A 24484-nucleotide genomic window follows, 5' to 3' on the forward strand; every position below is an offset into this window, starting at 1 on the left:
CTAAAGGATTTATTGAGTAAATCTCAGAGAGTGAACGCGACCTTCAGAGTCGATTCCAAAGTGCGCTTTGCCTACGATAGTCTTGGAGTCGTCAATGAGGTTGAAAACTTGTTCAGAGGCATCCGCCGTCTGAACCGGACTTACTTCTGAATAATCCAATCCGAATGCATCCGCATATTTCGTCAGGAAACTGGCTTTGTTGCTGATCGCAAGTGCTTTCTCACCGGCTTGAGCGTCGATGAATTCCAGACTCTCGATTTTACCTTGAGAGATCTTCATGCCGTATTTGCCTTCCAGATAACCAAAAATCAAATCATCGCGCAAAGTTGGCTTTTCCGCCAAGGCCGCAACGAAAGATGTTTTTTCGGAAGAAAGTTTTTTAGCGATTTCGTGTTCCCACTTCACGTCACGGGCAAAGACACCCGGTTCGAAGCTAGCGATACCACGATTGCCACGAGCCCCCAGAGCTGTTTCAGAATTATCGACCAACCATTGGTTAACGAAGACCGTCATCAAGGCCACAGAGGCGATAGATAGTACCAGGACAGCTTTTTGCTCCTGGACTTTGTCCTGGAATCTTTTACGGAAAGATTTGTCTTTAGGAAACTCTATCACTTTTGCATTCCCCATGTTTGGTTCTCCATCGCAAAGTAACTTAAACCAGCAACGCTGGCTTGTAGATCATTCAAAGGCTACCCTGCGAAGGGCGTGCCGCTTGGGCGGTACTTTAATTCACTTAGACTCAGTATGACCGATAACCGATTAAACAGACGCACAAAACTTGGTTGACGTCTCACAATGATCGTCTCATATCGAATCGCAAAAATCAGGTCCAGCCCCACTCTTCAGACTCTAGTCCTGGTAAGATTTTACCCAGGAATCAATGCCAGCCTGCATTTGCGGCAGATTATAGTAGAGTACTTTATCTAACTGCACCCCGTGGCCTTCGATACGATGACCTTTGCCACTGATGTACAGTGCTTCCGGAATAGAAATTTGTACTCCCGGCGCCAGCTCATCCATCGGATACCACACGCCCACTAAAAGTTGCCCGCGCGAAGGAGCCCCGCGAAGTGGTGCCCCTTTATACTCTTTAAGTGCTTGGCCCACCATCTCCGCTACCGATGAAGTTCTGCCGTCCACCAAGACTTTCAAACTGCCCGCAAAACAATTTGCCGAGCGGAATGTCCTTAAGTTTACTTCTCGGCTTTTCTCTAAAATCTCAAGTTGTTTTTCGTCATTTAAAATATCCGGCATTTCCGCTTTGCCTAAATTCGACTTCGGTTTTTCCAGCCTCCCCACCAGAGTGGGTTCACAGATAAACATCGACAAGAATCTTAAGCCCGCTACGAAATTGCCGCCGGCATTGTTTCTTAAGTCTATAACCACCGAGCGATACTTTTTAAGTTCATCTGCGATCGGTTTTATTTTTTCGTCTTTAAAAAACTCGGCACGGAATGAAGGAACTTCTAAAAGAGCCATTTTGTCTGAAACCCTGGTGATCTGCATGCTTTCGTCACGCTTCACGACGCCGGGATGAAGTTTCAATGTGAATTCATCATTCCCACGGTGAACCTGATAGTCGCCCGCTTCGGATTCCATCGCCCAAGAACTTGGTTGTTCACCATTGATCGTGACGATAACGTCACCTTTTTTAAAACCCAATCGCTCGGCCGGTGATTGGGGGAAAACTTTAAACACGACAAGTTCGCTATCCACGAACTCTCCACTAAGCCCCGTCTCCTTCACTTCACCTTTCCAGATACCGCGAACTTCCGGGGCATCATAGATTTCCAAGTGAGAGACCTGCAGGGTGCTGAGGGTATTATTGATATCTCGAAGAATAAGATTCTTTTTGGTATAGGGAGTGACCATCTGACTGCGTTGCATACATTGTCGATGCCACTGGGAAATCTCCTTGTTCGGGAGATAGATTTTATCCAGAACCAAGTCGCACACCACGGGGTACGGATTCACAAACGATTGATTCATCGTCAGCTGGAAAGCTGCGTAAGCAAACCCCAGAGTTAAAAATACGGCGGCGATTCTATTTAACATTTCATCCTTGACGAAAAAATGGACTCCTTGCGGAATCCATTTTTCCAATTTTCCATTGTCCATTAAGCAACTTCCATTGCCGAAGACTTTCGAAAATTAAGCGGCAACCACAGTTTTCTTCTTGCGAGCTGCAGAAGGATCAATATGATATTGCTTAACTTTGCGGTACAAAGTCGCGCGACCGATACCCAAAGCTTTAGCAGCTTCAGTCAGGTTGCCTTTGTATTGAGCGATAGCGTTCTCAATTGCGTGTGCTTCCATCTCTTCCATTTTTTGAACGTTAGTAGATGCTGCAGTCGGCGTTGGGAACTGGATCAAGTTACCGTGACCTGAGTTATCAGTCGTCACTGGGCTGTTGCCAGAGATCAAAGCCGGAACACCAGCTGAAAGCTGTTGTCTGAAAAATGCATTATCAAGACCTTCTCTCCATTGAGCTGAAGAATAAGCCTGAACTGTCACATCGTGCTGCTCCCAGTACTTCTTTGCGTTTTCTACGGTTTCCTGGTTATCGCTCACCACGATCATTACTGTGCGTGACATTCTTGTCCTCCCTATTTGAAACAATTTGCAATCATATTTGACTCACTTTGTACCTATCGGCGTTTCATCGTGAGAATTTAGGGCTAGTTGCAATTTTTTTTTGAGACACTTTAACGGCGCCAAATCACTAGACTTTTGACGGGTACGAAAATACCAGTTGCATTAAAATTTGTGAATTTTGACGTAAAAATGGTCGTTACTGGATCGCGATCGGCGGACGCACTGGACGTTTTAATGTCTCAACAGGCGTCACAAAAACGGGGGCTTCTGCCCGTAATTCGTCAGCCATACTTTGAATAAAGGCGCTGTATTTAGAAAGACTGGTGTAATCACTTTTGTGATGGCAATCAAAGTAACCTGGGCGTGCTGCATGAGTCGCTCCAACAACTACCCACCCTTGTGCCGTTTGCAAATACGCAGGGCCACCCGAGTCACCGAAACAAGCACCCTTATACTGAGTTTGATCTATAACCAAATAATCGTCGACTAACGAATCCAGAGTCACTTCGACTTGATTCATTGAAAGAGCCGCAGTGCCCTTTTCATCATTGGTCGTTCCAAATCCCGCCAGGAGCAATTTACTTTTCAAAGGAATTTTATCCGTGTCCCCATGGATGGCTATGGGAGAGAAGCCCATCGGCGCATTCGTATTTAATTTTAAAAGCGCAAGATCGTGCTCCGTCGTCCAGTAAAGTTCCGTGTCCTCTCCGGGTTTTTGAACATTCCCGTAATCAGGATGAGAAATAAACTCTTCGACACGAATCATCGACAAAGTGGATTTAGGAAGTTCTTCTCCAAAACTCACATACACGATCGTATAAACCGACTGCATACAATGAGCCGCTGTCACCACCAGATTGTTAGAAATCAAAGTGCCAGTGCAGAGAAATTCCAAACCGCGACGGCTTGTTGTATATATGGCCACAGTTGCCGAACGTGCGAAGTCCGAGGACTTCACAGCTTCGCCACCAATAATTGAATCTTGAGAGTGGATCTGTGCAGAGGAATAGAGATGAGGAGCTTGTCTGGAACAAGCTGCTGTCAGGATCAACGCTATAATTAACGATAATGATCTCAAAGCATTCCTCATCAAGTTAAAATTCGCGAGCCTAAGGGCTTACAAATTGCGGATAATCACCTTGCATTGTTTCAGCTGCATAATTCAAGAAGTCTTTATAGTTAACAAGGAGTGTATAATTGCCGTAGTTATGGCAATCAACATATCCCGTCTCGGGGCCACGAGTCGCACCAGCCAGGATCAACCCCATCGATGTTTCGATGTATGCAGGACCGCCAGAATCCCCGTTACATGCGCCTGAGCCACGCGTTTGATCGACAACAATATCAAGGTCACGGATTTGTACGAATTCAACTTCTGTTTTCTGCAAAACCGTCGTCTTAATAGTTTTCGTTTCAGACATGCGACCCCAGCCAACCAATGTCATGGCATGACCTGGTTTCAATGCATGTCCCTCGTCCCAAATAGGAACTGGAATATAACCTTGAGGAGCTCCACCCAACAATTTCACCACAGCAACGTCATTAATCGTACGCTGAGTGCGTTCATTCATACCGAAATCACGGTGACTGATGGCTTCTTCAATTTCTACCAAACGTGGATCATTCCAATCGGAAGGAAGAGTCGCACCAAACAGAATTTTCGTCGGAGCTCTTTCGAAGACCTCAGCACAATGAGCCGCTGTAACAACTAAATCATGAGAAATCAAAGTGCCCGTGCAATAAGCCGCAAGACTGCCTTCGCGAGTTTGCGCGACCAGTCCTACTGTTGAAGCTGCATAGGCTTCATTATCTGAAACATCATAACCATTGATAATAGCGGCTTTTTTCGCATCACCGATGTTTGCAACTTCTGGATTATTCTTTGTGCAGGCTGCAAGTGCGAGCAGCGGAATTAAAACTAGTTTCTTCATAAATGTTCCTTTTTAAATTTTTATTCCGTAAATACCAAAGCTTCGCCACCCAGAACTTTCGCAACTTTCTCCAAGAAATCACGAAACCCCGGAAGAGAAGCATACACCACATTATGATGGCAATCCTGATCACCGTAGGCGGCACCACTGGTGGCACCCACAACAACCAAGCCTTTATCCGTTCTTAAATAAGCCGGCCCACCGGAATCTCCCCAACAAGCTCCTGTGCCTTTGGTTTGATCCACTTCAATACGACGATCTTCAACTTTCACTATATTCACGTTTGTCCATTGCAAAAATTTAGACATCGCTGGTTGGTCCTCTTGTGTACGACCAAACCCCGCGATCAACAATTCCTGATCCGCAGCCAACGAAGACTCTGATCCCAATATAGGAACAGGAACCGCCCACTTTGGCGCCTGAGTCACAAGTTTAATCAAAGCCACGTCTTTTAATTCATTAATAGAGCGCATGGCATCGGTCATCCCATGCGGCGGATAAACCATGTCATACGTATAAGCTCTTTCGATCTCCCTAAGCTCACCTTCATTTTTGGAAGAATAAGTTTCAGATCCAAAAGATACTTGAACTTGATATCCCGACAGCAAGGGATCCACACAGTGAGCTGCCGTCACAACCAGGTCCTTAGAAACCAACGTACCCGTACAAAAAGACTTCGTGCGATCCGCATCAACCATCACCAACGCCACAGTCGATCGCGACAGATCCCCGTCGAACGCTGCTGTCTGTCCATTGATGATCTTCTCCCCATGCACAGCCGGCGAAGGACCTGAGTTCTTATTCGAACAGGCCACCAATGCAACAAGAGGAAGCAGCATCCACATCTTCACGCAAATAACTCCAAGTAAAAAATGATAAATTCACTTAAGCGAAATCCGGGCCAGAATTTTAATGGTCAGCAGGATTATATAGGAGTTGAGACGACATGCCCCTGAAAAGAAGGAAGCTTTTACCAACTCCCCCGACAAACTATTAGACAGTTTTTAAGCCGGGAAAAAGGCAAAAAAAAAGACCGCTTCGCAGCGGTCTTTTTCTATTTTCGATTCTCGATTTTTGATTCTCGATTATCTGCGGCCGGATTTGATTTTCACTTGAAGTTTAGAGATCAAGTGAACAGCCATTTTCTCTTGCACGCGGCACATTTTAAGTTCGTCGCGGCGGTAAGATCTTTGAGAAGGAGTCAAAGTTCCAGTCTCAAGTTCCATTTCGTAATCAAGTTTAGAAGAACGGATGCCTTCTAGCTCTTTAGTTTGTGTCTTGAAAAGTTTCGTTACGCCAGACAATGGAGCAACTTCGATCCACTCTTCTTTACCACGGTACCAGCTCACCATACGCAAGAAGCGAGCTTTATTTTTTGCCAAAGTGAATTTTGGGAAACCTGTGTCTGGAAGCTCAAGGATGTTTTCAACATCATCAAGGTTCAAGTCATCTTCTTCACCTTCACCAAGAAGGTTGTCAGAAAGTCCCGCTAATACTGCAGCTTCTGATTCTTCGTCTACGTCGATATCGAATGCTGACGTTTTTTTGGTATTCTTCTCATCAAGGTCAGAATCCAAATCAGAATCAATTTCTTCAGCCATATTATTGCCTGGATTGATCAAAGCGAGCCTCCCCCAAGTACCAAGTACAGTACATATCTTTTAAAACACTGATTGAAAGTGGGATGAGTTATATCGCAACTTTCACGATGACACAATATGTTAATTGCGTGAAAAAAGGTGAAAATCACAGGATCGTCTCTACAAAGCCGAAACTCTCTTCGGATTTTTTCGTCGACCCTGCGTGCCTATTTTACAAGCAAAAACTATTTATAAGCAGTCACATCTACTCTGAAACCACCGGGTTTTTTCCAGAAGTATTTATTGGTCGCAGTGATGCGAATTGCTGAGATCGGACGTCCTTCTAAATAGGCATTACGGGATGATCCGGCCACTAATTCACCGACTAAATTGTACTCAAAACGTGTGTCTGGATAGTCGGCATACATAATATCGACAGATTTAATTTTCACATTATTGCGCGTTCCCGTGAGTCCTACTCGTGTAACACGTCTCCAGGAGCTGTTTGGGTAAAAAGTAAAGGTGCGTTCTTTAAAGCGTCCCGTATCCCCTGCCCCTAAACTGTAATCCCGAGATTGCCCTTGGGGAGGCTGGGGATATTGCGGCGGTTGCGGGTCTTCTGGTGCAGGATATGGCGGAGGTTGCGGACGTGGATGAGGAGTCGGCTGCTCTTGACCTGGGTCCTCCGGTAATGGCAACGGAAGATCTTCTTCGGCGTGGGAATAAGACAGGGAAAAAACAGTCAGAATAAGTACAATCCATTTCATGGCGCTGGCCTCCTATTCTCACAAGAAAATAAAAAACCAGCGTCCCTTTCAATCACTGAAAGGATGGATTGTTGGAAAACACAAGCTACTCCGACTGCTCCGGAGTCTAAGCCCGCTAATCGAAACGCAAGTGCTTAACGGATTCACCCGAATCTCGTAGTTCACGAAGAGCGTCGATCCCGATGTTCAAATGTTTGTCGACGAAATTCGTCGTTACTTTCTTGTCGCTTTCCTCGGTTTTTACACCGTCAGGAATCATGGGGTTATCAGACACCAACAACAATGCTCCACGCGGAATTTCATTTACGAAACCAGTTACGAAGATCGTCGCCGTTTCCATATCCACGGCCATCGCGCGGGTTTTAGTTAGGTATTCTTTGAACTGCTCATCATGTTCCCAAACGCGACGGTTCGTCGTGTAAACTGTGCCTGTCCAATAATCGCAGTTATGTTTCGCGATCATCGAAGAAACTGCACGCTGCATACGGAAAGATGGCAGAGCCGGAATTTCAGCTGGCAGGTATTCATTACTTGTTCCCTCGCCGCGGATCGCAGCGATGGGCAAAATAAAGTCACCTAATTGATTTTTCTTTTTAAGACCACCGCATTTCCCAAGGAACAAAACGGCCTTAGGGTTGATGGCAGAGAGAAGATCCATACACGTCGCAGCCAGCGCCGATCCCATGCCGAAATTAAGGATCGTGATGTTTTCCGCCGTTGCACTTTGCATGGGACGGTCCAATCCTTGAACCGGAACATTAAATTTTTCTGCAAACATTTTTACGTAATTGCCAAAGTTCGTAAGCAAAATATAGTGGCCGAACTCATTCAAAGGGACACCTGTGTAGCGAGGCAGCCAGTTATCTACGATTTCCTTTTTTGTTTTCATTCTTATCCTTAACTTTTCTATCGTCAGATGAATTGATCAAGGATAGCATGCTTTTACCGCACAGAAAAGGGGCATTATATGAGCGTCACTGAAAACAGCATTCTAATGGAGATTCCTCCGCGTCTACTTTCATTGGGTGGCGGCTCTGAAGTGCATCGTATGATTCCCTACGCTAAGAAGCGCATGGTCGGACCATTTATTTTTTTCGATTATTTTCCCGCAACAGAATTCGCTCCACAGCAGGGAATTCACGTGCGTCCTCATCCCCACATTGGGCTTTCAACATTAAGTTATCTTTTAGAGGGACAAGTTCTGCACCACGATAGCCTCGGGAACAAACAATTACTGAATCCCGGGGATGTGAATTGGATGACGGCGGGCGAGGGAATCTCCCATTCCGAAACCACGCCAGCACACCTGAAAGACATTCCTCATCGTTTGCACTTGCTGCAATTTTGGGTGGCCCTACCGCTGGCTGAAGAAGATCGTAAGCCAAGCTTCAACCATCATCCGAAAGCCACCATCCCCCGCTTTAAAGTGAAAGACGCCGATGTGGTGATGATTGCTGGGGCGGCTTTGGATCACGCATCCCCTGTCGAAGTTTTTTCTGACCTGTTTTTCATGGATGTTCACTTGAAAAAGGACAAAGAATTTTACTTTGATCCCAAGGGGGACGAGCTGGCGTTTTATATTATAAAAGGCAGTCTTAAAGTGGGCGAAAAGGTCATTCCGCCTGATGATTTTGTGGTCTTAAACCGAGGCTCGGCCTTACATGTGTTTGCTGCCGAAGACTGTCAGTTTATTGTTTTGGGAGGCACTCCCTTTCCAGAGCCTCGCCATATTTATTGGAATTTTGTTTCCTCTTCAAAGGAAAAGATTGAAGTCGCCAAAGCGAAATGGGCAAGTTTAGAGTTTCCCCAAGTCCCAGGCGAGCCCGATATCATTCCTTTGCCGGAAACATAGGAAAACTGTCAGAAATTCTGACACTTCTAAATAAATTTCCCGTTAGTTCCCATTGAGCTCCTGTAATGAATAAGACGGAGCGGTTTTGTGATAAAACTGCTTCGTTATTTTAATAATCAGGAGATTTTATGAAACTTCTTATTTCTTTGTTCATCATGGCTTGCGCTCTTAAAGCAAATGCGACTGTTTACGACTATGGCATCGAAATGGTCAGACCTGATGGTTGTGAATTCAGATGGCCCTTCCATGAACAAGGCACACCCGATCCAGAAGGTGCCGTATGGAAAGGCAAATGCGTCGGCAACAAAGCTGAGGGGTATGGTTTGATGTTTGAAGTGAATTCATCCACCTCCTACTTCATGCGCTATTCTTCAGGCAATAATTATCCATGGGTTATGGAAATTAAAAACGGTGTGGCTAAGCCTGTTTTCCTTTCAGTATCTCATGTGGGCGTAACACCCGACTATGACGGTTGCCGCAAATTCAAAAAGGAATGCGATCAGCATGTTCAGATGTACAATGAAATGAAGTCGTCACTTCCAAAAAATCCATATGCTACTAAATCCGGTAATAATTCCGGAAAAAACTCTGGATCATCATCCGTTAGTGGAAACTCTTCTTCCTCAGTTGGCGCATTAGGCCCTGTCACTCCTCCTCCTGCTGAATTCTTAAGAGCCATTCAAGGTCAACGCGTTGCTTGTACCGACGCCGCTTTGGGTGCCCTGGGTAACAAAATGATGGACAAATATGCTGCTGAGCTTCGTACCAATAGTATGTGTACAGTGGCCCGTGGGACGGCGAAGGCTCATTACGAAGTGATCATTTCGATTGAAAAAAGCTGTCCTCCAGAAAAAATTCCCCAAGTGGCAGACATGCAACCGCTGCGCGAAGTATTGCAAAGCGCCTTAGACACCATTAATTTCTCTTGCCCTTAGTGAGGGTACGAAAAACTTAAAATCTCAAAAGCCCCTGCGAACGCGGGGGCTTTTTTTACCTTTAAGACGCGGCGGCGCATTACGGTATCATTTGATTTACATTAGGCATCATGGGTAGTCTTGCGGTGGATGTGCGGCTGTAGTTCAGCTGGATAGAGCACCTGGCTTCGAACCAGGGGGTCGGGAGTTCGAATCTCTCCAGCCGCACCATTTTTCCCAACAAGCTGCAGCTTTCACTTCCCTTGCAGCATTATATTCAAACCTGTTTCAATTGACCCCATTCATGAATCCAAATAGCTCTTATATGTCTTAAATTTTTAAGGAGCATATATGAGAAAACTGATTTCTATCATGGCTTTCATGACTTTCGCTGGCGTTACGGCTCAGGCATCTTTTATCAACGTGCACGGCACTTGGGGCACTGATTCAGTCAACTGGGAAATTCGTAGCGACGAAAAACAACAAACTTGGAATTTGACGACAGGTTCAGCGCAAAAAGTTTTGGCGATCCAAACTGAAGCAAACAGCGTGCAAATCACTTCTGCAGATGGCAAGTCTGCTTTGGCAATTTCTTATGCTCCCACAACAATGCTGTTCAAAGGCCAACTTGATGGGCGCGTGGTTGATTTGAAAGTGGATCACACAAACAACGGCACTCACTGGTTTGCGGGAGTTTTCAAAAACCACCGCCCGTCTTTGCGTATCGATGTTCCTCAAAATGAAAAAGAAGGCCGCGCCACTGGTTTCTATAAAAATGAATTGGCCGATCTTTACATCATTCCTACGAAAATGGGTTACTACCTTAAAGGCTACATGAACGGTTACTGGATCGATCTTGATATCAAAAAGAACGAAGACAAAACTTACTCTTTCGAAGGCGCATACCTTAATAAAAAAATGTCTTTGTCCGTGACGGCTGATACAGCGATTGATGACGTGATTGAGTATCTTTTGCTGGATATGCCACTTCCAGGGATCGACTTTTTGAATCTTAAGAAAGATGGATTCTAAGGGCAATTGACACACTCGCCAAGACTCCTCATCATAAAAGGATAAGGAGTCTATGATGAAATCACTTTTGTCTGTACTTGCGGTTTCTGCCGTTTCTGTTATTGCACATGCTGATGAAGGCAAGATGCCTTCCCCGCCTTTTAAATCTGATTATGGTAAATATGAAATCACGGGTTGTGCAGGACAAACGTTTCAATTGGACTGCAAGCTTAAATCTGTGACAATTGGTGCGGCAAATCCTGATACAAATCCCAAAAGTAAAGGCCCGTCTGTGGGCTTTGTGTTTAAATCAGAATCGGATGCCACTGTGAAAAGTGATATCTGGCTTTCTGCTTCGGACAAATACGAAGAGGAAGACGACAAATATACTCTGACGACAGACAAAACTAAAAATACGACGAACTGGAGCGAAGAGTCCCAGGAAATCACTTTGGACAAATCAGATGCCAAAGAGTGGACTTTGACATTCGTTGTGAACCGCGAAAATCTGGGCAAAACGATCAAACGTCAGATTGAATTTAAAATTAAGAAAAAATAATCCCACTAAGTCCTTCCTTGTGACAGATTAAATTCACAAGGAGAACTTATGAACAAGATTTTGATTATTGCTGCGTGCCTCGCGGCTCAAGGCGCGTATGCGGCAGACTCGCGTGATTTCGATGCCAATGGACTGACGAAGGTTTCCGTTGAAAACTACAACGGTGAAGTGACTATCAACGCAGCCGACGGTTCAAAATCCATCGTCACAATCACGAAAAACACAATGCCTGACATGTGCAAAGTAAATGCAGAACGCTCAGGTACAAAACTATCCATTGAAGTGAAACGCAAAGGCAAAGCTGATTGCCAAGTCGATATGGATATCAAAGTTCCAAAAATGGTAAAATTGGATTTGGAAGTTGGGACCGGAAAAGTCGCTATCAAAGGCACTCAAGGACACCTGAGCTTTAAAATGGGTGCGGGTTCCTTTATAGCGGATGGCAGCTTTGACAGTGTTGATGGTAAAACCGGAGCTGCTACCACTGTTATCAAAGGCATCACGGGAGATACAGAATTTAAAACTGGCAGTGGCAACGTGACCTTGCAATATTCATCCTTGCCACAAAAAGGAAAATTGGAATTCAAAAATGGCAGCGGAAATTCCACGCTCCTTCTTCCTAAAGGCAGTCAGATCAATGCAAAATTAACGGCTTACACAGGTCACATGGAAAACGAATTCGGCTCTAACAAAGATGCTCAATTTTCAGTTGAAGCGAAATCCGGCTCTGGTGATTTAAAAGTAAAATCGTACTAAGACCGAATTTTTGGAGCGTCTGAGAAGAAGTTAAAGAAATTGAACCATTGTTCCGGGTATTGATTCATGACTTCTTCCAGGCGCAAAACGTACTGAGTGAGCAGGTTCCCAACCTGCTCTTCTTTTGGCAAATGCGCCACAGAATCCGATTTAAATGTATAAACCTTGTACTTCAGATCTGCCGATTTAAACGCAAACACAAAATAGATCTCGGCCTGACTTGCTAAAGCCACGCGCATGGGCGTCGTATCAAAGGCTGCCAGCTTGCCAAAGAATAAACGCAAATCCAGACTGCGACTGACCGGACGGTCCCCCATCATCCCGACGAAGTGCCCCTCGCTCAAATGATCTTTGACTTTCAAAATCGTATTTTCTGAGAGATTGAAAAATACAACTTCAGCCTTACGGCTTTGAGAAGACTGGTGCGCATACTGGCCCGGAATTCCATGCATCACGGCGAGCATCTTTTTCTCTGAAGGTAATCCTGCAAAGAAAGTCATCGCAAGTTCCCACCCACCGACGTGACTCGCAACGGCCACCAGTCCGTTTGGACTTGTTTCCACGTTTTGCACAAAAGCCTGAACGCTTTCATCCAGTTCATAACCGAAGACAAGCTCCTGGCTTTCACGCTGAATAGCACGGTCCACCAACGTCTGAGCAAAAACCATCAATTGCGCAAAGATCTTTCTTTGGCGCTGCCACCAGCTGTATTGCGGGCGCACCACTTTCCAATACTCGTTGAAATACAAACGGGTTTTGCGAGCGAAAAGATAGTAGTAGAAAACTACAAAATTTAAAAAGAAATACGCAAAGCGCAGCCCCAGGGTCTTTAGCATCAGGCGCATGATCATAATGCCAGTCGCATTCTTATTCTTGCCAGACCACCCCTTGGCGTCGGCTTTCTCGCGCCCGACTGTTTTTAGCAGGTACATGGCGGCAAAAGCGATCACACCTAAGCCCATCCCCAAAATGATGGATCCCAATCCCCAGGCTGTCAAAAAACCTGCAGCAGAGTCGTCGTGTTTCCCGATCATGCCTTCGCCAATAGCTTTTGATGCCCAAACTAAAAACGGAATGAAAGGAGGCAATGAGATATTTGTTCCGACCCACATGTAAACGAAGTTTAAACGGAAGATGAAACTGAAAAGGCCCGCAATCCCCGTATGCAGTCCATACAAAGGTGTCGCCCCAATGAACACGCCCACGGCAAATGCCAAAGAGCTGCGGAACGGAGAAGTCTGTTCGCGCATCAATGCCGCGACAGTCAGTACCGTATTCAGGATTGCGATACGTGTATTGTCTTTGATTTTATGAAAATGGCTGACTCTTTTTTCCGGAGGAAAGTATTTAACCGAGATCTTAACATTTTTGATCTCGACATTTCGCCAAATCAACCGGGTCAGAACTTCAATTTCAAAATCATACTTGGTGCAGAAAAATTTCATGTTCTGCAAAAAGAACAATGGATAAATACGGTAACCACTTTGAGAGTCCGCCACTCCCACATCAGTTTGATAACGCACCCAAAAATTAGAAAACTTCTTACCGAAGGTGCTGGATCCCGGCACATTCTCCACTTGCATGTCGCGATCACCAACAATCAATGCCCACGGGTTTTCGCGCGCCGATTGCACCAGTAAAGACATATCCTTGGGATCGTGCTGATCATCCGCATCTATTGCAACAAAGTGCGAGAATCCACGGCGAAGAGTTTCTTTGAAACCCGTTTGGAGGGCAACACCCTTCCCTTGATTTTCTGTATGGCGAACGAAACTGACTCGGGGATGACTGTCGGGATATTTGTTTTTAAAAAGGCTTTCCACCGGAATGTCAGAGCCGTCGTCAATAATCAGAAGAGGAAAATCACATTCCGCCAGACAGCGCTCGATCACGCCGACCACGGTATTAGGATTATTGTAAACGGGAATCCCCACAACAAATCTGCAATTCATACTACAATGCCGCCTTTACCTGGCCCCAGATACTGTCCCGCAGGTGAACAGCATCACGGTATTGGCTCGCATCCACAGCCGGAAGCAAACTTATTTTGACCGGTTGAAAAGGATGAATAAACAGATCTCCGCGGCCCATCACCTGGTCCGTACCTTGAATTGAAAGAGGCACCACCAGCGCCTGGCTTTCAATGGCCAATGAAAAAAATGCGGAACCAAACTTGTTCACCGAAGGGAATCCTTTATCACAACGAGTGGTCTCGGGAAAAATAAGCACCGAACGATTTCGCAGTAACAAGCGGTCACGCAAAAGCTTTAATCCCACCAGCAAGGAGTTCGGGCTGCCCTTTTCAACTGGGATAAATCCAGCCACCACCATGAAGGGTGCAAAGAAGATATTATAAAAAAGGGACCGTTTCGCAAGACCGCGCAGCCCAGGTATGTAGGAGATCAACAAAAAAGTATCCAGATTGGAGCGATGATTTGCGACGAAAATAATTTTACGAGTTTTGTAGCGGTCATAAAATCCAACGATATCATGCAAATTGGTATCGCAACGAAGCCACGGCTGAATCTTAAGCAAAAAACGAATCGCCAAACACTGCACATACTCTCCCAAATAGCGGATACGATCCGAAGCCCCTCGCCAAGGAGTGAACACGAAAGCCACAAGATAAATTGCAAATGTGAGCAAATAGCCGAACAGAACGCCGATCACGCCAATCGTCAGGGCAAAATAAATTGACCAGAATATTCTATGAAACCTATAACTGACAGTGTTCGGCATGAAAATCACCCTAGCATAGGATTTCTTGAGATGTCAAAAATTGCACTTGTCACCGGAGCTTCTTCAGGAATTGGTCGCGCCATTGCCATTCGCCTGGCACAAGATGGATTCAACCTCCGCGTGCATTACAATTCCAATCTCAAAGGTGCCGAGGAAACTTTGGCGGAGGTAATGAAGCACGCTCCAGAAAGCAGCCTTTTGCAATTCGATATGGCTGATGCCGAGCAGGTTGAAGCCGCATTGAAAGACGTGGATGTTCATACCCTGGTAAATAACGCTGGAATGCATATCGATGGCATGTCCGCATTGATGTCCAACGACGCCTTTGAAAAAGTCGTGAAAACAAATCTTTTTGGCCCCTTCTACATTTCCAAAATCTGCGCAAAAAAACTTTTATTGAAACGTGCTGGCTGCATTGTGAACATCTCTTCGTTGGCGGGACAAACCGGCAATGCCGGTCAGGTCAACTATGCTGCTAGCAAAGCGGGCTTGATTGCCATGACCAAAACCATGGCTGCAGAATTGGGCCCACGTGGAATTCGCGTCAATGGTGTAGCGCCAGGCTTGATCGAAACGGAGATGATTACGAGCATTCCCCATCTGGAAATGTTGAAAAAACAAATCCCCATGGGACGTTTTGGAAATCCCGAAGAAGTGGCTGGAGTCGTCTCGTTCCTATGCTCGAAAGATGCCACTTACGTGAACGGCCACACCATCAGCGTTAACGGTGGTCTGTTTCCATCATAAATTTATAAGAAGTGGTTTTAATTTTAACTTCGTATTGGCCCTTAGTTTCCACCAGCATATTCAGTGGAATCCCTAAGGAGTCATAACCTGAAAACGTCACGTGCGCTTTGATGCCATCCTGATCAATGTAAGCCTGGTCGCTCTGGATGCGTGGATCGTCTTTTTTAAGGTTCACGATGGTTTTAACCAATTTAAAAATCTTTACGAAAAAATCTTTATGCTGGTTGATCTGCTCGATGGTGCTTTCAGCCTGAATCGGCTGACCTTCGATTTCTTTAATCTTAAAAAGCGAGAAGCCAAAGGAGTTGTATCCATAAAAGAGCATCTCAGAAGGTTTCTTTTGAACGATACAGCTGAAATCAAAATTCTGGACAGGTTCAGAGATCGAAACTTCGACTTCCACGTCTTGAGAGTAGCGTCCATCAGGAAAAAGCAACGGACCCTGCCCCTTTGGCACGACTTGCTTACTCGCGCAGGCCATCAAAAATAAAAAGGGCAGAAAAATCAACTTTCTCATTTTTCAGACCTTTTCATGAATCTTTGCTCCATCAACAAGAACTTTTTAAGCCCCCAGCGGGTTCCCAGATAAGTTCCCACCGTACCAAAGAATAATGCAAAACCCAATTGATGCAAGATCGGATGCTTGGCAAAGACCATCGGGAAAAACCCGATAACATTGGTCATCGCCGCCAAACCCAAGACAGACTGAATGATGTTGTATTCTTCTTCCGGCTGCTTAAACGCATAGAAGTCTGTCACGAAGACACCGTAATCGATACTGAATCCAAAAACCATCAACAACCCCAGAACTGAAATCAAATCCAGGGAGCCGCCTTTAAAAAAATTCGCGATATAAAACAAACCCAAACCACTTAAAAACGGAATGTACGCCGCCACCACCCAATAGAAATTTCGGTAGTAAACAAAAAGCACAAGCGTCGAAAGCAACAACGCGACCGGAATCATCCATTTTAAATCACTCTCCAAAGAATCAGAAAAACCTTTGATGGAATCCACCAAAGAGTGAGCCTGGGGGAATTTTTCCTTGATCAGATTTTTCTGTGCTGCTGTCTCGCCAAAAAACAGGGAAATAAACTGCCCACGTCCCACCAAGTGATTCAAATAGTCTTTTCGCGCCAAATCTGCGAACTGCAAAACTTTATGGTCATCGGCACAAATATTATCCAGGAACGGAGCAAAGACTTTCGATTCACTGGCAGAAAAACTCTTACGAAGGTAACTACAGCCACCCTCCTGCCAGGATTGAATATTCGCCTTTTGCGCGTCGATCGGCGGTAGATACTCCCCTAACCCCACATAGGAAATTTTATGAGCTGCACTCCACGCCTGTTCTTCATCGGTTTTAAAATAAAGATCCTTTTCTTCATGCAAGAGCAAATAGGTTTCACGCCGAGCGCCTTGAGAGAAGAACCAGTTCGTCGCTTCTTGATCCCCTGGCAACTGATAGTTGAATTTACGCAGGTCAAAACTTAAATCCACACGGAATGAACCGACGATTCCCAAAACAATCAAAACAGAGACCACAATACCGCTGACACGGAAATCTGGAAAATACCAATCGATAGGTTTCAAGGTGAAATACTGCGGAAGGTATTTGCACAACAGAAAAAAAATGACGAAACCAAACAAAATACCCAGCGTTCCAAAAAACATCATCTGACGAATCAGGGGAATTCCGCTAAAGGCCAAAATTCCCAACCCCACCAACGTCGTCAAAAATCCGACCAGATTTGATTTCCAGGTTTGCTTCGATTCCTGATTGAAAGCTCCGTGCAGTCCATAATCCACGGCAAGTCCCACGATCCCCGAACCGAATGCCAGGGTCAGACCATGAATGCTGCCATAAAAAAGTTCAGTCACCCAACCAGCCAATAACATGGCGATGGCCACCGGCGGAAATAATAGCAATGCCCCCACGCGCCCCTTTAAAACCAGGAAGGCAATAAAGCCGACAAGAACAGCAACTCCCACCCACGAGACAATTTCCATGTCTTCGTGAACTTGTTTTTCATTGGAATAAGAAGCGCCATGAGCACCGACCAAATGAACATCATCAAATTTCTTAAGATCTTCCATCAGATCTTGAACGTTGGTCATTTTGGGTTGCACTGCAAACTGCAAAGGAATCACCAGACGCTGCGTTTTCGGCTCCAGCAAGAATCCTTGTTCACGGGTGAAGGCCGCCGGCGTCATGGCCTGACTTTTTTGCAGATAAATCTGCCATTGGTCCGTCGGATCCAGGCGTTTTAGATTAAAGAAATCTTTTTTATCAGAACTAATGAAGCTAAGTTCCGCCATCGCACTTTGAACCGCCTCTTTATACTGTTGAGGTGATGTCGGTGTGGCGTGGAAGTTTTCGCGCAACACCAGATCCTTGGACCACTCTTCCAAAGTGTCAGTAAATCCCCCCAGGTCATCACCGCAGATCAATCTTTTGACGCTTTTACCTTGAAACTTTTGCAGTTCCTTACACAGCGACTGCGCTTTTTCATAATCGGCTTTTCCGCCGTGAGGATTGATAACTATAAAATTCCACCAGAATACCGGAAACTCGGTTTGCGAGTACTGAAGGTACTTAAGACTTTGCGGAAAGAAAATATCCACCGAATCATCGATTTTAGCCTGAGCCGAAGAAACGAAGACGGCTGTCAATAAAGACAACACCAAAGAAATGAACTTTAACGAGTGCATTTTTCATCTTTCGCAACTGCGGAGTTCTGCGTTTTCATACCCAGAAATTCAATGCGAATTTCATCTTTGGATTTCTCCAGAATCAAAACTTTTTTAACCAAACCCGCTTTATCAATTTCCAATGTGGACGATTCAAAAAAGGCCTGAGCGGGCTTCTTGGGCGTCAACAGGAACAAGCCACCTTGTTTTTGAATATTGAATTCTTCAACAATTCGCGACTGATTCATGGTAATAATTTTTAACAAGCTTGCGATTTGGTCACCGGCTTCGCGCCCCACTTCTGAAAATTTCAAATTCTTTCTTTTCAGCGGAGTTCCCGAGTCCACCACGATGCCGACTCGATCAATACAAATATTTGACGGCTTGGGTTTTTCAATATTCCAGTGAAACACAGAGGTATCCACCGTCGGGCGCGACACCTGGAAGGTCCCTTCGGTTTTAATTTCCACATCCAGTTCTTTCAAACTTTTGGACTGCCTAAACTGTCCGCTGAGTTTCGTAAACTCCGCCAACTTCAGATCCTTCAAGGCCTCCGCGTCTTGCGTTGCAGCAAGGGAGATCTGAGCAACGACAAAGGAAACTAGAAAAAATAGAATTTGTGGACAGACTCTCATAAAAAACTCCAAACGAGTTGAATTGGAAGCAATTTGATATATCATCTCGCCTATGGAAAAAGAACAAGTTCGAAATGATTTAACTTCCAAGGTCATCGATATCATTTTCACAACATTGAATTTGAAACACATCGATAAATCCAGTGTCACTGCGACAACAGCGATCACTCAAGGCGGCTTGAACCTTGATTCAATCGATATTTTAGAGTTGATCGTGAATTTCGAAACAAGTTTTGGAATCAAACTAAACGAATCTGAATCTTACGCTCAGCATTTCCGCAATATCGGTTCCATCGTCGAATTTATTGAAACCAAGCAAAGCCAATAACATGAAATCCATCAAGGTTGTCGGACTGGGAGCTACCTGTGCTAACGGAGTAAACAAAGAGGAAATCTTTGCCTCCATCAGCCAAGGCTCCTCCGCCATTCTTGATTCGGGACTGGCCACTCTTTCTGATTTACAGTGGCAGGAAATTTCCAAAAACGTCCCCGCAGAATTTCGCGACAGTCGTTGTTCTTTACTAAACGTTCACAGCCTGCGTGCGGCCCTGCAAGATTCTGGCTGGAGCCAGGGCGATCTCAAAGAAACAGGATTTATTTTCGCCTCTACAACATCACAAATTGATCAGTGGGAAAAGCATTTGCCGTTCTATAAAAAGAACGGCTACGACTTAGAGAAAATTAAATCCAGCGTGGCCAATCAATCATTAGGAACACCCGCTTTGCGCCTTGCCGAGTTTTTTGAAATCAAAGGACCCGTTTCCCTAATCACCTCCTCATGCACAGCGTCTTTGCAAGCAATTGCCATGGCGACTCTTTGGATTCGCACAGGCAAAGTGAAACGCTGCGTGGTCGGCGGCACTGAAATTCAAAGTGATCTTACGCGAGTTGGCTTTGGCTCTCTGCGCCTGCTTTCAAAAGAGAATGCCAAGCCCTTTGATAAAGCCCGCACGGGAATTAATCTGGGTGAAGGCAGCGCTTTTCTGTGTCTGGAGCACGGGGATCTTCGTTCTGAAAAGGCCTGGGGCTTTGTAAGTGGTGTTGGTCTTTCAACGGATGCTCACCATCCAACGTCCCCCCACCCCGAAGGATTGGGATCGCAACGTGCGATTCAAATGGCGCTGCAAAATGCAGAGCTTTCTGCTTCCGACATTGCGTGGATTTATTCTCACGGAACGGGATCTCCTGCCAATGATCTGGCCGAAGCGAAAGCCATTAATCAGCTCTTTTCACAAAATCCCTTCGTGACTTCGACGAAATCCAGTCACGGGCATACTTTGGGAGCTTCGGGCGCATTGGAATCAGCGATGGGTCTAATGGCCATGAAGAAGCAACAGATTCTTCCGACAGCTTATTTTGAAAATGCAGATGAAAATATTCATCTGCAAATTCCCAAAACGACCGTGAATCACAAGTATTCGCACTTTCTAAAAAACAGTTTGGGTTTTGGCGGAATCAATGCCGCTGTCGTTTATTCAGCGGAGGCGCAAGCATGAAACTTTTGGGTGAAATCACTTTGCGCTCAGCAAATGTTGATATGGACTCTTTAGATCCATCCTATCGTCGCGCGACGCTGAATATGGCCCTCACAACTTTGACGGCAGAAAAAGTTTTAAAGAATTTGCCAGAGGGAGTTTCCAAATCTGATGTATCATTCGTGGTGGCAACTCATTTTGGTGAAGTCAATTCGACCTTGGAATTCTTAAATACCTACCACGAGACACAAACTCCCCGTCCGATTCTTTTCCAGAATAGCCTGCATAATTCCACATTGGGTTTTGCAAGTATTCAGTTGGGACTGACCGGTCCCTGCATGACGGTCAGCTGCGATCGGGAAACCGTGAACTCCGCCCACGAAATGGGTAAAAATCTTCTGACTCTGACACCCTATGTCCTTATCTCCATTGTTGATTGCGTTCCGGATGCTCTCACTGAACACTATCTGGAGAAGTTCCCTTTTTTGGGTGAACACTTAAATGAAGCGACCAGCTATCTGTACGCAAGGGCCTAGATGTTTTTCTTTCGCAAAAGTCCACTGATTGTCAGACGCATTCACTCTGCACAGAATGAAATCTATCTGACGTTCGACGATGGACCCAGCGCAGATCTTACTCCCCAGGTTTTAGATCTGCTGAAAGAGTTGCAAGCCAAGGCAAGCTTCTTTGTCATCGGCGACGAAGCTCGCAAGCATCCCGAAATTTTGAAACGTATTGTGAACGAGGGCCATGGGCTTTTTACTCACTCGCTGGATCACGCCTACAGCAATTATTTTCGCAGCACTCCTTACGTAAAAAATTGGATTGAAAATTCTCTGACGGATTTGAATCATCTATCCGGCAAGCCCCATAAGGCCTTTCGTCCACCCGCAGGCGTTATCACTCCACCTTTAGTTAAAGCCGCGGAACAGCTGCAATGCCCGTTGATATTGTGGAGTCATCGTTTTTTTGACACTGCTCACGAATTCACAGAAGACAAAGCCCAAGCAAACCTTCAGCGTCTGCAACCCGGTGACATTATTTTGCTGCATGATCGGCAAAAAACTGTGCGCCAGAAGTTATTTTTGAAAACCCTGCGCAAATATTTGCAAGATATCCAGAGACAAGGATATCGTTGTGCGTGTTTGTCAGATTCGGTTTTACAAGAAGAGGTTTTGCATGCAAGTCACTCCCGTAACAACGCCCGCAGCTAAAGAATTGCTTCCCCAGGATGCCAAATTTATGGCGCAATTTATTGCAATGGCGCCCTTTGTTTTCCAAACAGCGGTGTGCCTGCGTGACTTCGGAATCTTGAATCTTCTTTGCGAGAACCCAGAGGGTCTTTCCACCGACACGATGCTTGAGAAAATAAACCTCAGCCGTTACAGCTTGAATGTTTTGCTGGATGCCGGTGAAAGCTCTGGGATCTTGTTAGAAAAAAACAAAATCTGGAAAATCACACAAACAGGAATGTTCCTGGAAAAAGACGCTATCACGCGCGTGAATATGAACTTTTCCCAGGACGTTTGCTATCAAGGCCTGTTCAATCTAAAAGACGCTTTAGAGACAAACACACCAACAGGTCTTAAAGTTTTCGGAAATTGGTCAACGCTTTATGAAGGTCTTTCCAGCCTTCCGGAAAAAGTTCAGCAAAGCTGGTTTGAGTTTGACCATTTCTTTAGCAGCGACAGCTTTCCTCGCGCGCTCCCTATTGTCTTTAAAGATAAACCAAAGAAAATTTTAGACGTCGGCGGGAATACAGGTAAGTTCGCTGTGGCGTGTACAAAATTTGACAACGAGGTGAATGTCACAATCGCCGATCACCCAGGACAAATTGAAATGGCTAAGGCCAACGCGTCCAGCAATCAAGTGGCGGATCGCATACACTATCATGTGACCGATTTATTGAAAAAAGATGAGGCACTTCCACAAGGACATGATGTTATCTGGATGAGTCAGCTATTAAGCTGTTTTTCTGACGAAGACGTAGTGATGCTATTAAAAAAAGCACGTGCCGCATTGGGTGCCGGCGGCAGTCTGTATATTATGGAGACCTTCACCGACAATCAGAAATTCAATACGGCTCGTTTTTGTCTGGATATGACGTCTCTTTACTTCACCGTGATGGCGAACGGAAACAGCCGCATGTATCGCAGCGAAGAATTTTATAAACTGATTGAAAAAGCCGAGATGAAAATCGTCGAAGAACATCCATTCATTCGCTTGAATCACACCATCCTCAAATGCGTACCAGCATAGCTTTCTATCGCTAACGCGTGAAGTTATGTTGTTTAACTGAAATCGTTATTATACGATTATTTTTCATTCGTATTTTGGAGTTTTGATTGAAGGTTTACGTTACCGGCACAGGAGTGATTTCCTCTCTGGGCAACAGCACAAAAGAAATGTTCGGTTCTCTGATTGAGGGAAAAAGTGCCGTTCGTCCCATTCCTGCGTGGAATGATCTTAATGGCTTGAACTGCCGTTTGGCGGCTCCAGCGGCTCCGTATGACAACCGTATTCTGCCGCGCACAGTTCGCAGAACTATGTCACCCATGTCAGAGATGACGGCCCTAGCAACTCAACAAGCTTTAACGGAAGCCGGCCTTTCCGTTCAAGAAATGGATTTTTCAAAATCGTTGCTATCCGTGGGATCAACGACGGGAAGCCCGATCGGTCTTGAAGAATATTTCCAAAAAATTTCCGAAAACAAGGGAGTGCAGGGACAATCCGGAACGGCTTTCTTTAAAGTTATGAATCACTCCGTCGCATCCAATGTGGCTGTGGCGCTGGGATTTAATGGCGCCGTGATTTCTCCCAGCAGTGCATGTGCGACTTCAGCACAAGCCGTGATCTTGGGTTGGGAGCTGATCAAAGCAGGTCTGTACGACATCGCTATTTGCGGTGGAGCGGATGAGCTTCATTATTTAAGTGTCGCGGTTTTTGACTCTGTTTATGCAGCGTCTCGTGGTTACCACGATTCCCCTTCGGCAACGCCTCGTCCGTTTGATAAAAAACGCGATGGACTGATTGTGTCCGAAGGCGCTTCGATTGTTATCCTGGAAAGCGAGCACAGCGTTGCTAAACGTGGCGGCAAACCCTTGGCCGAATTCTTGGGCGGAGCTTACCGCTGCGAAAGCTCGCATATGAGTCAAAGCAACGAAGTGCAAATGCATCACGTGATGACAGCCGCTTTAGAGCGTTCTGGAATCACCAAAGATCAAGTTGAATACGTCAGCGCCCATGCAACGGGAACAATGCAAGGTGATGCGGCCGAAGCGATTGCCATTGGCAATCTGTTCGGGAAACAAGTTCCAGTGAGTTCTTTAAAAGGTCACTTTGGTCATTCAATGGCTGCATGTGGAGTGGGCGAACTGATCGCCAGCATGCAGATGATGAATGAAGGTCTTCTGATCGGCACCCGCAATCTGGAAGAAGTCGCCCCCGAGTGCGACACTGTCATGCACTTGCAAGCAAATCGCAAGGCGAATGCTAACATCACCCTTAGCAATAACTTTGCTTTCGGTGGCATTAATACAAGTTTTATTATTAAGAAAATTTAAACAGCACGGAGTGAGTCAGTGAGCCATTACAGCACGCAAGTCGTAGACATCGTTAACAACATTCTTCATGAAAAATTTGAAGTGCCTAAAGACGCATTGGTTCCCACAGCGAATCTTAAAGAAGATCTACAATTGGACAGCTTGGATTTCGTAGACATGTTTATTTTGCTAGAACAAGAAACCGGGAAAAATCCACAGAACGTGGACTTTATGAAAATCAAAAACTTGGGCGATATCTATCAATTGGTGAGCGAACTTACAGTTCAAGAAACTGTAAACTAATATCCGCCAAGGGTTTGCCGCCCTCGCAGTGTGTCCACGAAACGTGGTATGTAGCTGCAGGGACGCCCGCCTGATCGTTCAATTCTTTTTGAATTTTCACCAGGACTTTATCATTTGGCGCCACGGGATTTTTAATTCGGAAGCTTGAAATGTTACTCAGCAGATTTTTCGTCTGCAACATCTCTTGGATAAAGTGCTGACTGATATCGATCATGGCCACCGCGGGAAGAATGGGCATTTGCGGAAAGTGCCCTGAAAAATAAGACCACGTGGGAGAAGGTTTTATCTCCACTTCAAGCGCTTCGCCACTTATTGTGCGAATCGTATAAGTCCCTGAAAGTTCCTTGGCCAAATCAATCATAGGTGAGAAAATACACCCGGAGG

At 45.4% G+C, this 24484-nt stretch carries 28 protein-coding genes and 1 tRNA gene; 14 read left to right on the forward strand and 15 right to left on the reverse strand.

What is annotated here, in order from left to right; all coding sequences use genetic code 11:
* Nucleotides 1-9: 9 nt before the first annotated feature.
* From HW988_RS13150 to HW988_RS13190, 9 genes are all read right to left on the reverse strand, one after another.
* Nucleotides 10-630, reverse strand: a complete 621-nt coding sequence (locus tag HW988_RS13150) for a hypothetical protein (RefSeq protein WP_181604699.1) — start codon at nt 628-630, stop codon at nt 10-12.
* Between the two features lie 222 nt (nt 631-852).
* A complete protein-coding gene (locus HW988_RS13155) occupies nt 853-2058 on the reverse strand; it encodes a S41 family peptidase (protein ID WP_255490014.1) in 1206 nt (401 codons plus the stop codon).
* A gap of 96 nt (nt 2059-2154) precedes the next feature.
* A complete protein-coding gene (locus HW988_RS13160; protein WP_142700975.1) occupies nt 2155-2598 on the reverse strand; it encodes a helix-turn-helix domain-containing protein in 444 nt (147 codons plus the stop codon).
* A gap of 196 nt (nt 2599-2794) precedes the next feature.
* The gene (locus HW988_RS13165; RefSeq protein ID WP_181604700.1) at nt 2795-3676 is read right to left on the reverse strand and encodes a trypsin-like serine protease; all 882 of its coding nucleotides are present in this window, start codon (nt 3674-3676) and stop codon (nt 2795-2797) included.
* Between the two features lie 31 nt (nt 3677-3707).
* A complete protein-coding gene (locus HW988_RS13170; protein WP_181604701.1) occupies nt 3708-4529 on the reverse strand; it encodes a trypsin-like serine protease in 822 nt (273 codons plus the stop codon).
* Nucleotides 4530-4549: 20 nt separating this feature from the next.
* Entirely contained in the window at nt 4550-5374 is an 825-nt protein-coding gene (locus tag HW988_RS13175) for a trypsin-like serine protease (RefSeq protein ID WP_255490321.1), read from the reverse strand.
* A 240-nt stretch (nt 5375-5614) separates the two neighbouring features.
* A complete protein-coding gene (locus tag HW988_RS13180; protein ID WP_246845657.1) occupies nt 5615-6151 on the reverse strand; it encodes a hypothetical protein in 537 nt (178 codons plus the stop codon).
* 203 nt (nt 6152-6354) lie between these two features.
* Nucleotides 6355-6876, reverse strand: a complete 522-nt coding sequence (locus HW988_RS13185; protein ID WP_181604703.1) for a hypothetical protein — start codon at nt 6874-6876, stop codon at nt 6355-6357.
* A gap of 115 nt (nt 6877-6991) precedes the next feature.
* Nucleotides 6992-7765, reverse strand: a complete 774-nt coding sequence (locus tag HW988_RS13190) for an AMP nucleosidase (RefSeq protein ID WP_142700980.1) — start codon at nt 7763-7765, stop codon at nt 6992-6994.
* A 78-nt stretch (nt 7766-7843) separates the two neighbouring features.
* Here HW988_RS13190 and HW988_RS13195 point away from each other — a divergent pair, with 78 nt between their 5' ends.
* From HW988_RS13195 to HW988_RS13220, 6 genes are all read left to right on the forward strand, one after another.
* Nucleotides 7844-8728, forward strand: a complete 885-nt coding sequence (locus tag HW988_RS13195) for a pirin family protein (RefSeq protein ID WP_181604704.1) — start codon at nt 7844-7846, stop codon at nt 8726-8728.
* Between the two features lie 128 nt (nt 8729-8856).
* Nucleotides 8857-9663, forward strand: a complete 807-nt coding sequence (locus tag HW988_RS13200; RefSeq protein ID WP_181604705.1) for a hypothetical protein — start codon at nt 8857-8859, stop codon at nt 9661-9663.
* A gap of 133 nt (nt 9664-9796) precedes the next feature.
* Nucleotides 9797-9873 (forward strand) — tRNA-Arg (locus HW988_RS13205).
* 120 nt (nt 9874-9993) lie between these two features.
* Nucleotides 9994-10674 (forward strand): hypothetical protein, encoded by a 681-nt coding sequence (locus tag HW988_RS13210; protein ID WP_181604706.1) that lies wholly within the window; start codon nt 9994-9996, stop codon nt 10672-10674.
* A gap of 52 nt (nt 10675-10726) precedes the next feature.
* Nucleotides 10727-11212, forward strand: a complete 486-nt coding sequence (locus tag HW988_RS13215) for a hypothetical protein (protein ID WP_220128739.1) — start codon at nt 10727-10729, stop codon at nt 11210-11212.
* Nucleotides 11213-11260: 48 nt separating this feature from the next.
* On the forward strand, nt 11261-11968 hold the full coding sequence (locus tag HW988_RS13220) for a hypothetical protein (RefSeq protein ID WP_181604708.1): 708 nt from the start codon (nt 11261-11263) through the stop codon (nt 11966-11968).
* On the opposite strand, the gene HW988_RS13225 is transcribed toward HW988_RS13220, so the two are convergent.
* Nucleotides 11965-13920 (reverse strand): DUF2062 domain-containing protein, encoded by a 1956-nt coding sequence (locus HW988_RS13225; protein ID WP_181604709.1) that lies wholly within the window; start codon nt 13918-13920, stop codon nt 11965-11967. The genes HW988_RS13220 and HW988_RS13225 overlap by 4 nt on opposite strands.
* Before the next feature lies 1 nt (nt 13921).
* The gene (locus HW988_RS13230) at nt 13922-14707 is read right to left on the reverse strand and encodes a lysophospholipid acyltransferase family protein (protein WP_181604710.1); all 786 of its coding nucleotides are present in this window, start codon (nt 14705-14707) and stop codon (nt 13922-13924) included.
* Nucleotides 14708-14737: 30 nt separating this feature from the next.
* Between HW988_RS13230 and fabG the strand changes: the two genes are divergently transcribed.
* Nucleotides 14738-15454: a 3-oxoacyl-ACP reductase FabG gene (gene fabG / locus HW988_RS13235; RefSeq protein ID WP_181604711.1), complete on the forward strand. Its 717-nt coding sequence runs from the start codon at nt 14738-14740 to the stop codon at nt 15452-15454.
* Here fabG and HW988_RS13240 read toward each other — a convergent pair.
* The 3 genes from HW988_RS13240 to HW988_RS13250 are packed head-to-tail and all read right to left on the reverse strand — an operon-like array spanning nt 15429 to nt 18780.
* Complete coding sequence (locus tag HW988_RS13240; RefSeq protein WP_181604712.1) at nt 15429-15971, reverse strand: hypothetical protein; 543 nt, start codon at nt 15969-15971, stop codon at nt 15429-15431. The two genes, fabG and HW988_RS13240, sit on opposite strands and share 26 nt — an antisense overlap.
* Nucleotides 15968-18166 (reverse strand): hypothetical protein, encoded by a 2199-nt coding sequence (locus tag HW988_RS13245; RefSeq protein WP_181604713.1) that lies wholly within the window; start codon nt 18164-18166, stop codon nt 15968-15970. Before HW988_RS13245 ends, HW988_RS13240 begins: the two co-directional genes overlap by 4 nt.
* Nucleotides 18154-18780, reverse strand: coding sequence for an outer membrane lipoprotein carrier protein LolA (locus tag HW988_RS13250; RefSeq protein WP_181604714.1), 627 nt, complete (start codon nt 18778-18780; stop codon nt 18154-18156). Before HW988_RS13250 ends, HW988_RS13245 begins: the two co-directional genes overlap by 13 nt.
* 52 nt (nt 18781-18832) lie before the next feature.
* Between HW988_RS13250 and HW988_RS13255 the strand changes: the two genes are divergently transcribed.
* The 7 genes from HW988_RS13255 (at nt 18833) to HW988_RS13285 (ending at nt 24100) form a co-directional block, all read left to right on the forward strand.
* The gene (locus tag HW988_RS13255; RefSeq protein WP_181604715.1) at nt 18833-19108 is read left to right on the forward strand and encodes an acyl carrier protein; all 276 of its coding nucleotides are present in this window, start codon (nt 18833-18835) and stop codon (nt 19106-19108) included.
* 1 nt (nt 19109) lies between these two features.
* Entirely contained in the window at nt 19110-20276 is a 1167-nt protein-coding gene (locus HW988_RS13260) for a beta-ketoacyl-[acyl-carrier-protein] synthase family protein (RefSeq protein WP_181604716.1), read from the forward strand.
* Nucleotides 20273-20791, forward strand: a complete 519-nt coding sequence (locus tag HW988_RS13265) for a beta-ketoacyl synthase chain length factor (RefSeq protein WP_181604717.1) — start codon at nt 20273-20275, stop codon at nt 20789-20791. The genes HW988_RS13260 and HW988_RS13265 overlap by 4 nt, the downstream gene beginning before the upstream one ends.
* Nucleotides 20792-21469 carry a polysaccharide deacetylase family protein gene (locus tag HW988_RS13270; RefSeq protein WP_181604718.1) on the forward strand — a complete coding sequence of 226 codons (678 nt, stop codon included), beginning with the start codon at nt 20792-20794 and terminating at the stop codon, nt 21467-21469.
* Entirely contained in the window at nt 21435-22514 is a 1080-nt protein-coding gene (locus HW988_RS13275) for a methyltransferase (protein ID WP_181604719.1), read from the forward strand. The genes HW988_RS13270 and HW988_RS13275 overlap by 35 nt, the downstream gene beginning before the upstream one ends.
* Before the next feature lie 86 nt (nt 22515-22600).
* Nucleotides 22601-23818: a beta-ketoacyl synthase gene (locus HW988_RS13280; RefSeq protein ID WP_181604720.1), complete on the forward strand. Its 1218-nt coding sequence runs from the start codon at nt 22601-22603 to the stop codon at nt 23816-23818.
* An 18-nt stretch (nt 23819-23836) separates the two neighbouring features.
* Nucleotides 23837-24100 carry a phosphopantetheine-binding protein gene (locus tag HW988_RS13285; protein WP_181604721.1) on the forward strand — a complete coding sequence of 88 codons (264 nt, stop codon included), beginning with the start codon at nt 23837-23839 and terminating at the stop codon, nt 24098-24100.
* Here the strand turns inward: HW988_RS13285 and HW988_RS13290 are convergent.
* Nucleotides 24075-24461, reverse strand: a complete 387-nt coding sequence (locus tag HW988_RS13290; protein ID WP_181604722.1) for a hypothetical protein — start codon at nt 24459-24461, stop codon at nt 24075-24077. The two genes, HW988_RS13285 and HW988_RS13290, sit on opposite strands and share 26 nt — an antisense overlap.
* Between the last annotated feature and the right edge of the window lie 23 nt (nt 24462-24484).

Source organism: Bdellovibrio sp. KM01 (genome assembly GCF_013752535.1).
GTDB lineage: Bacteria > Bdellovibrionota > Bdellovibrionia > Bdellovibrionales > Bdellovibrionaceae > Bdellovibrio.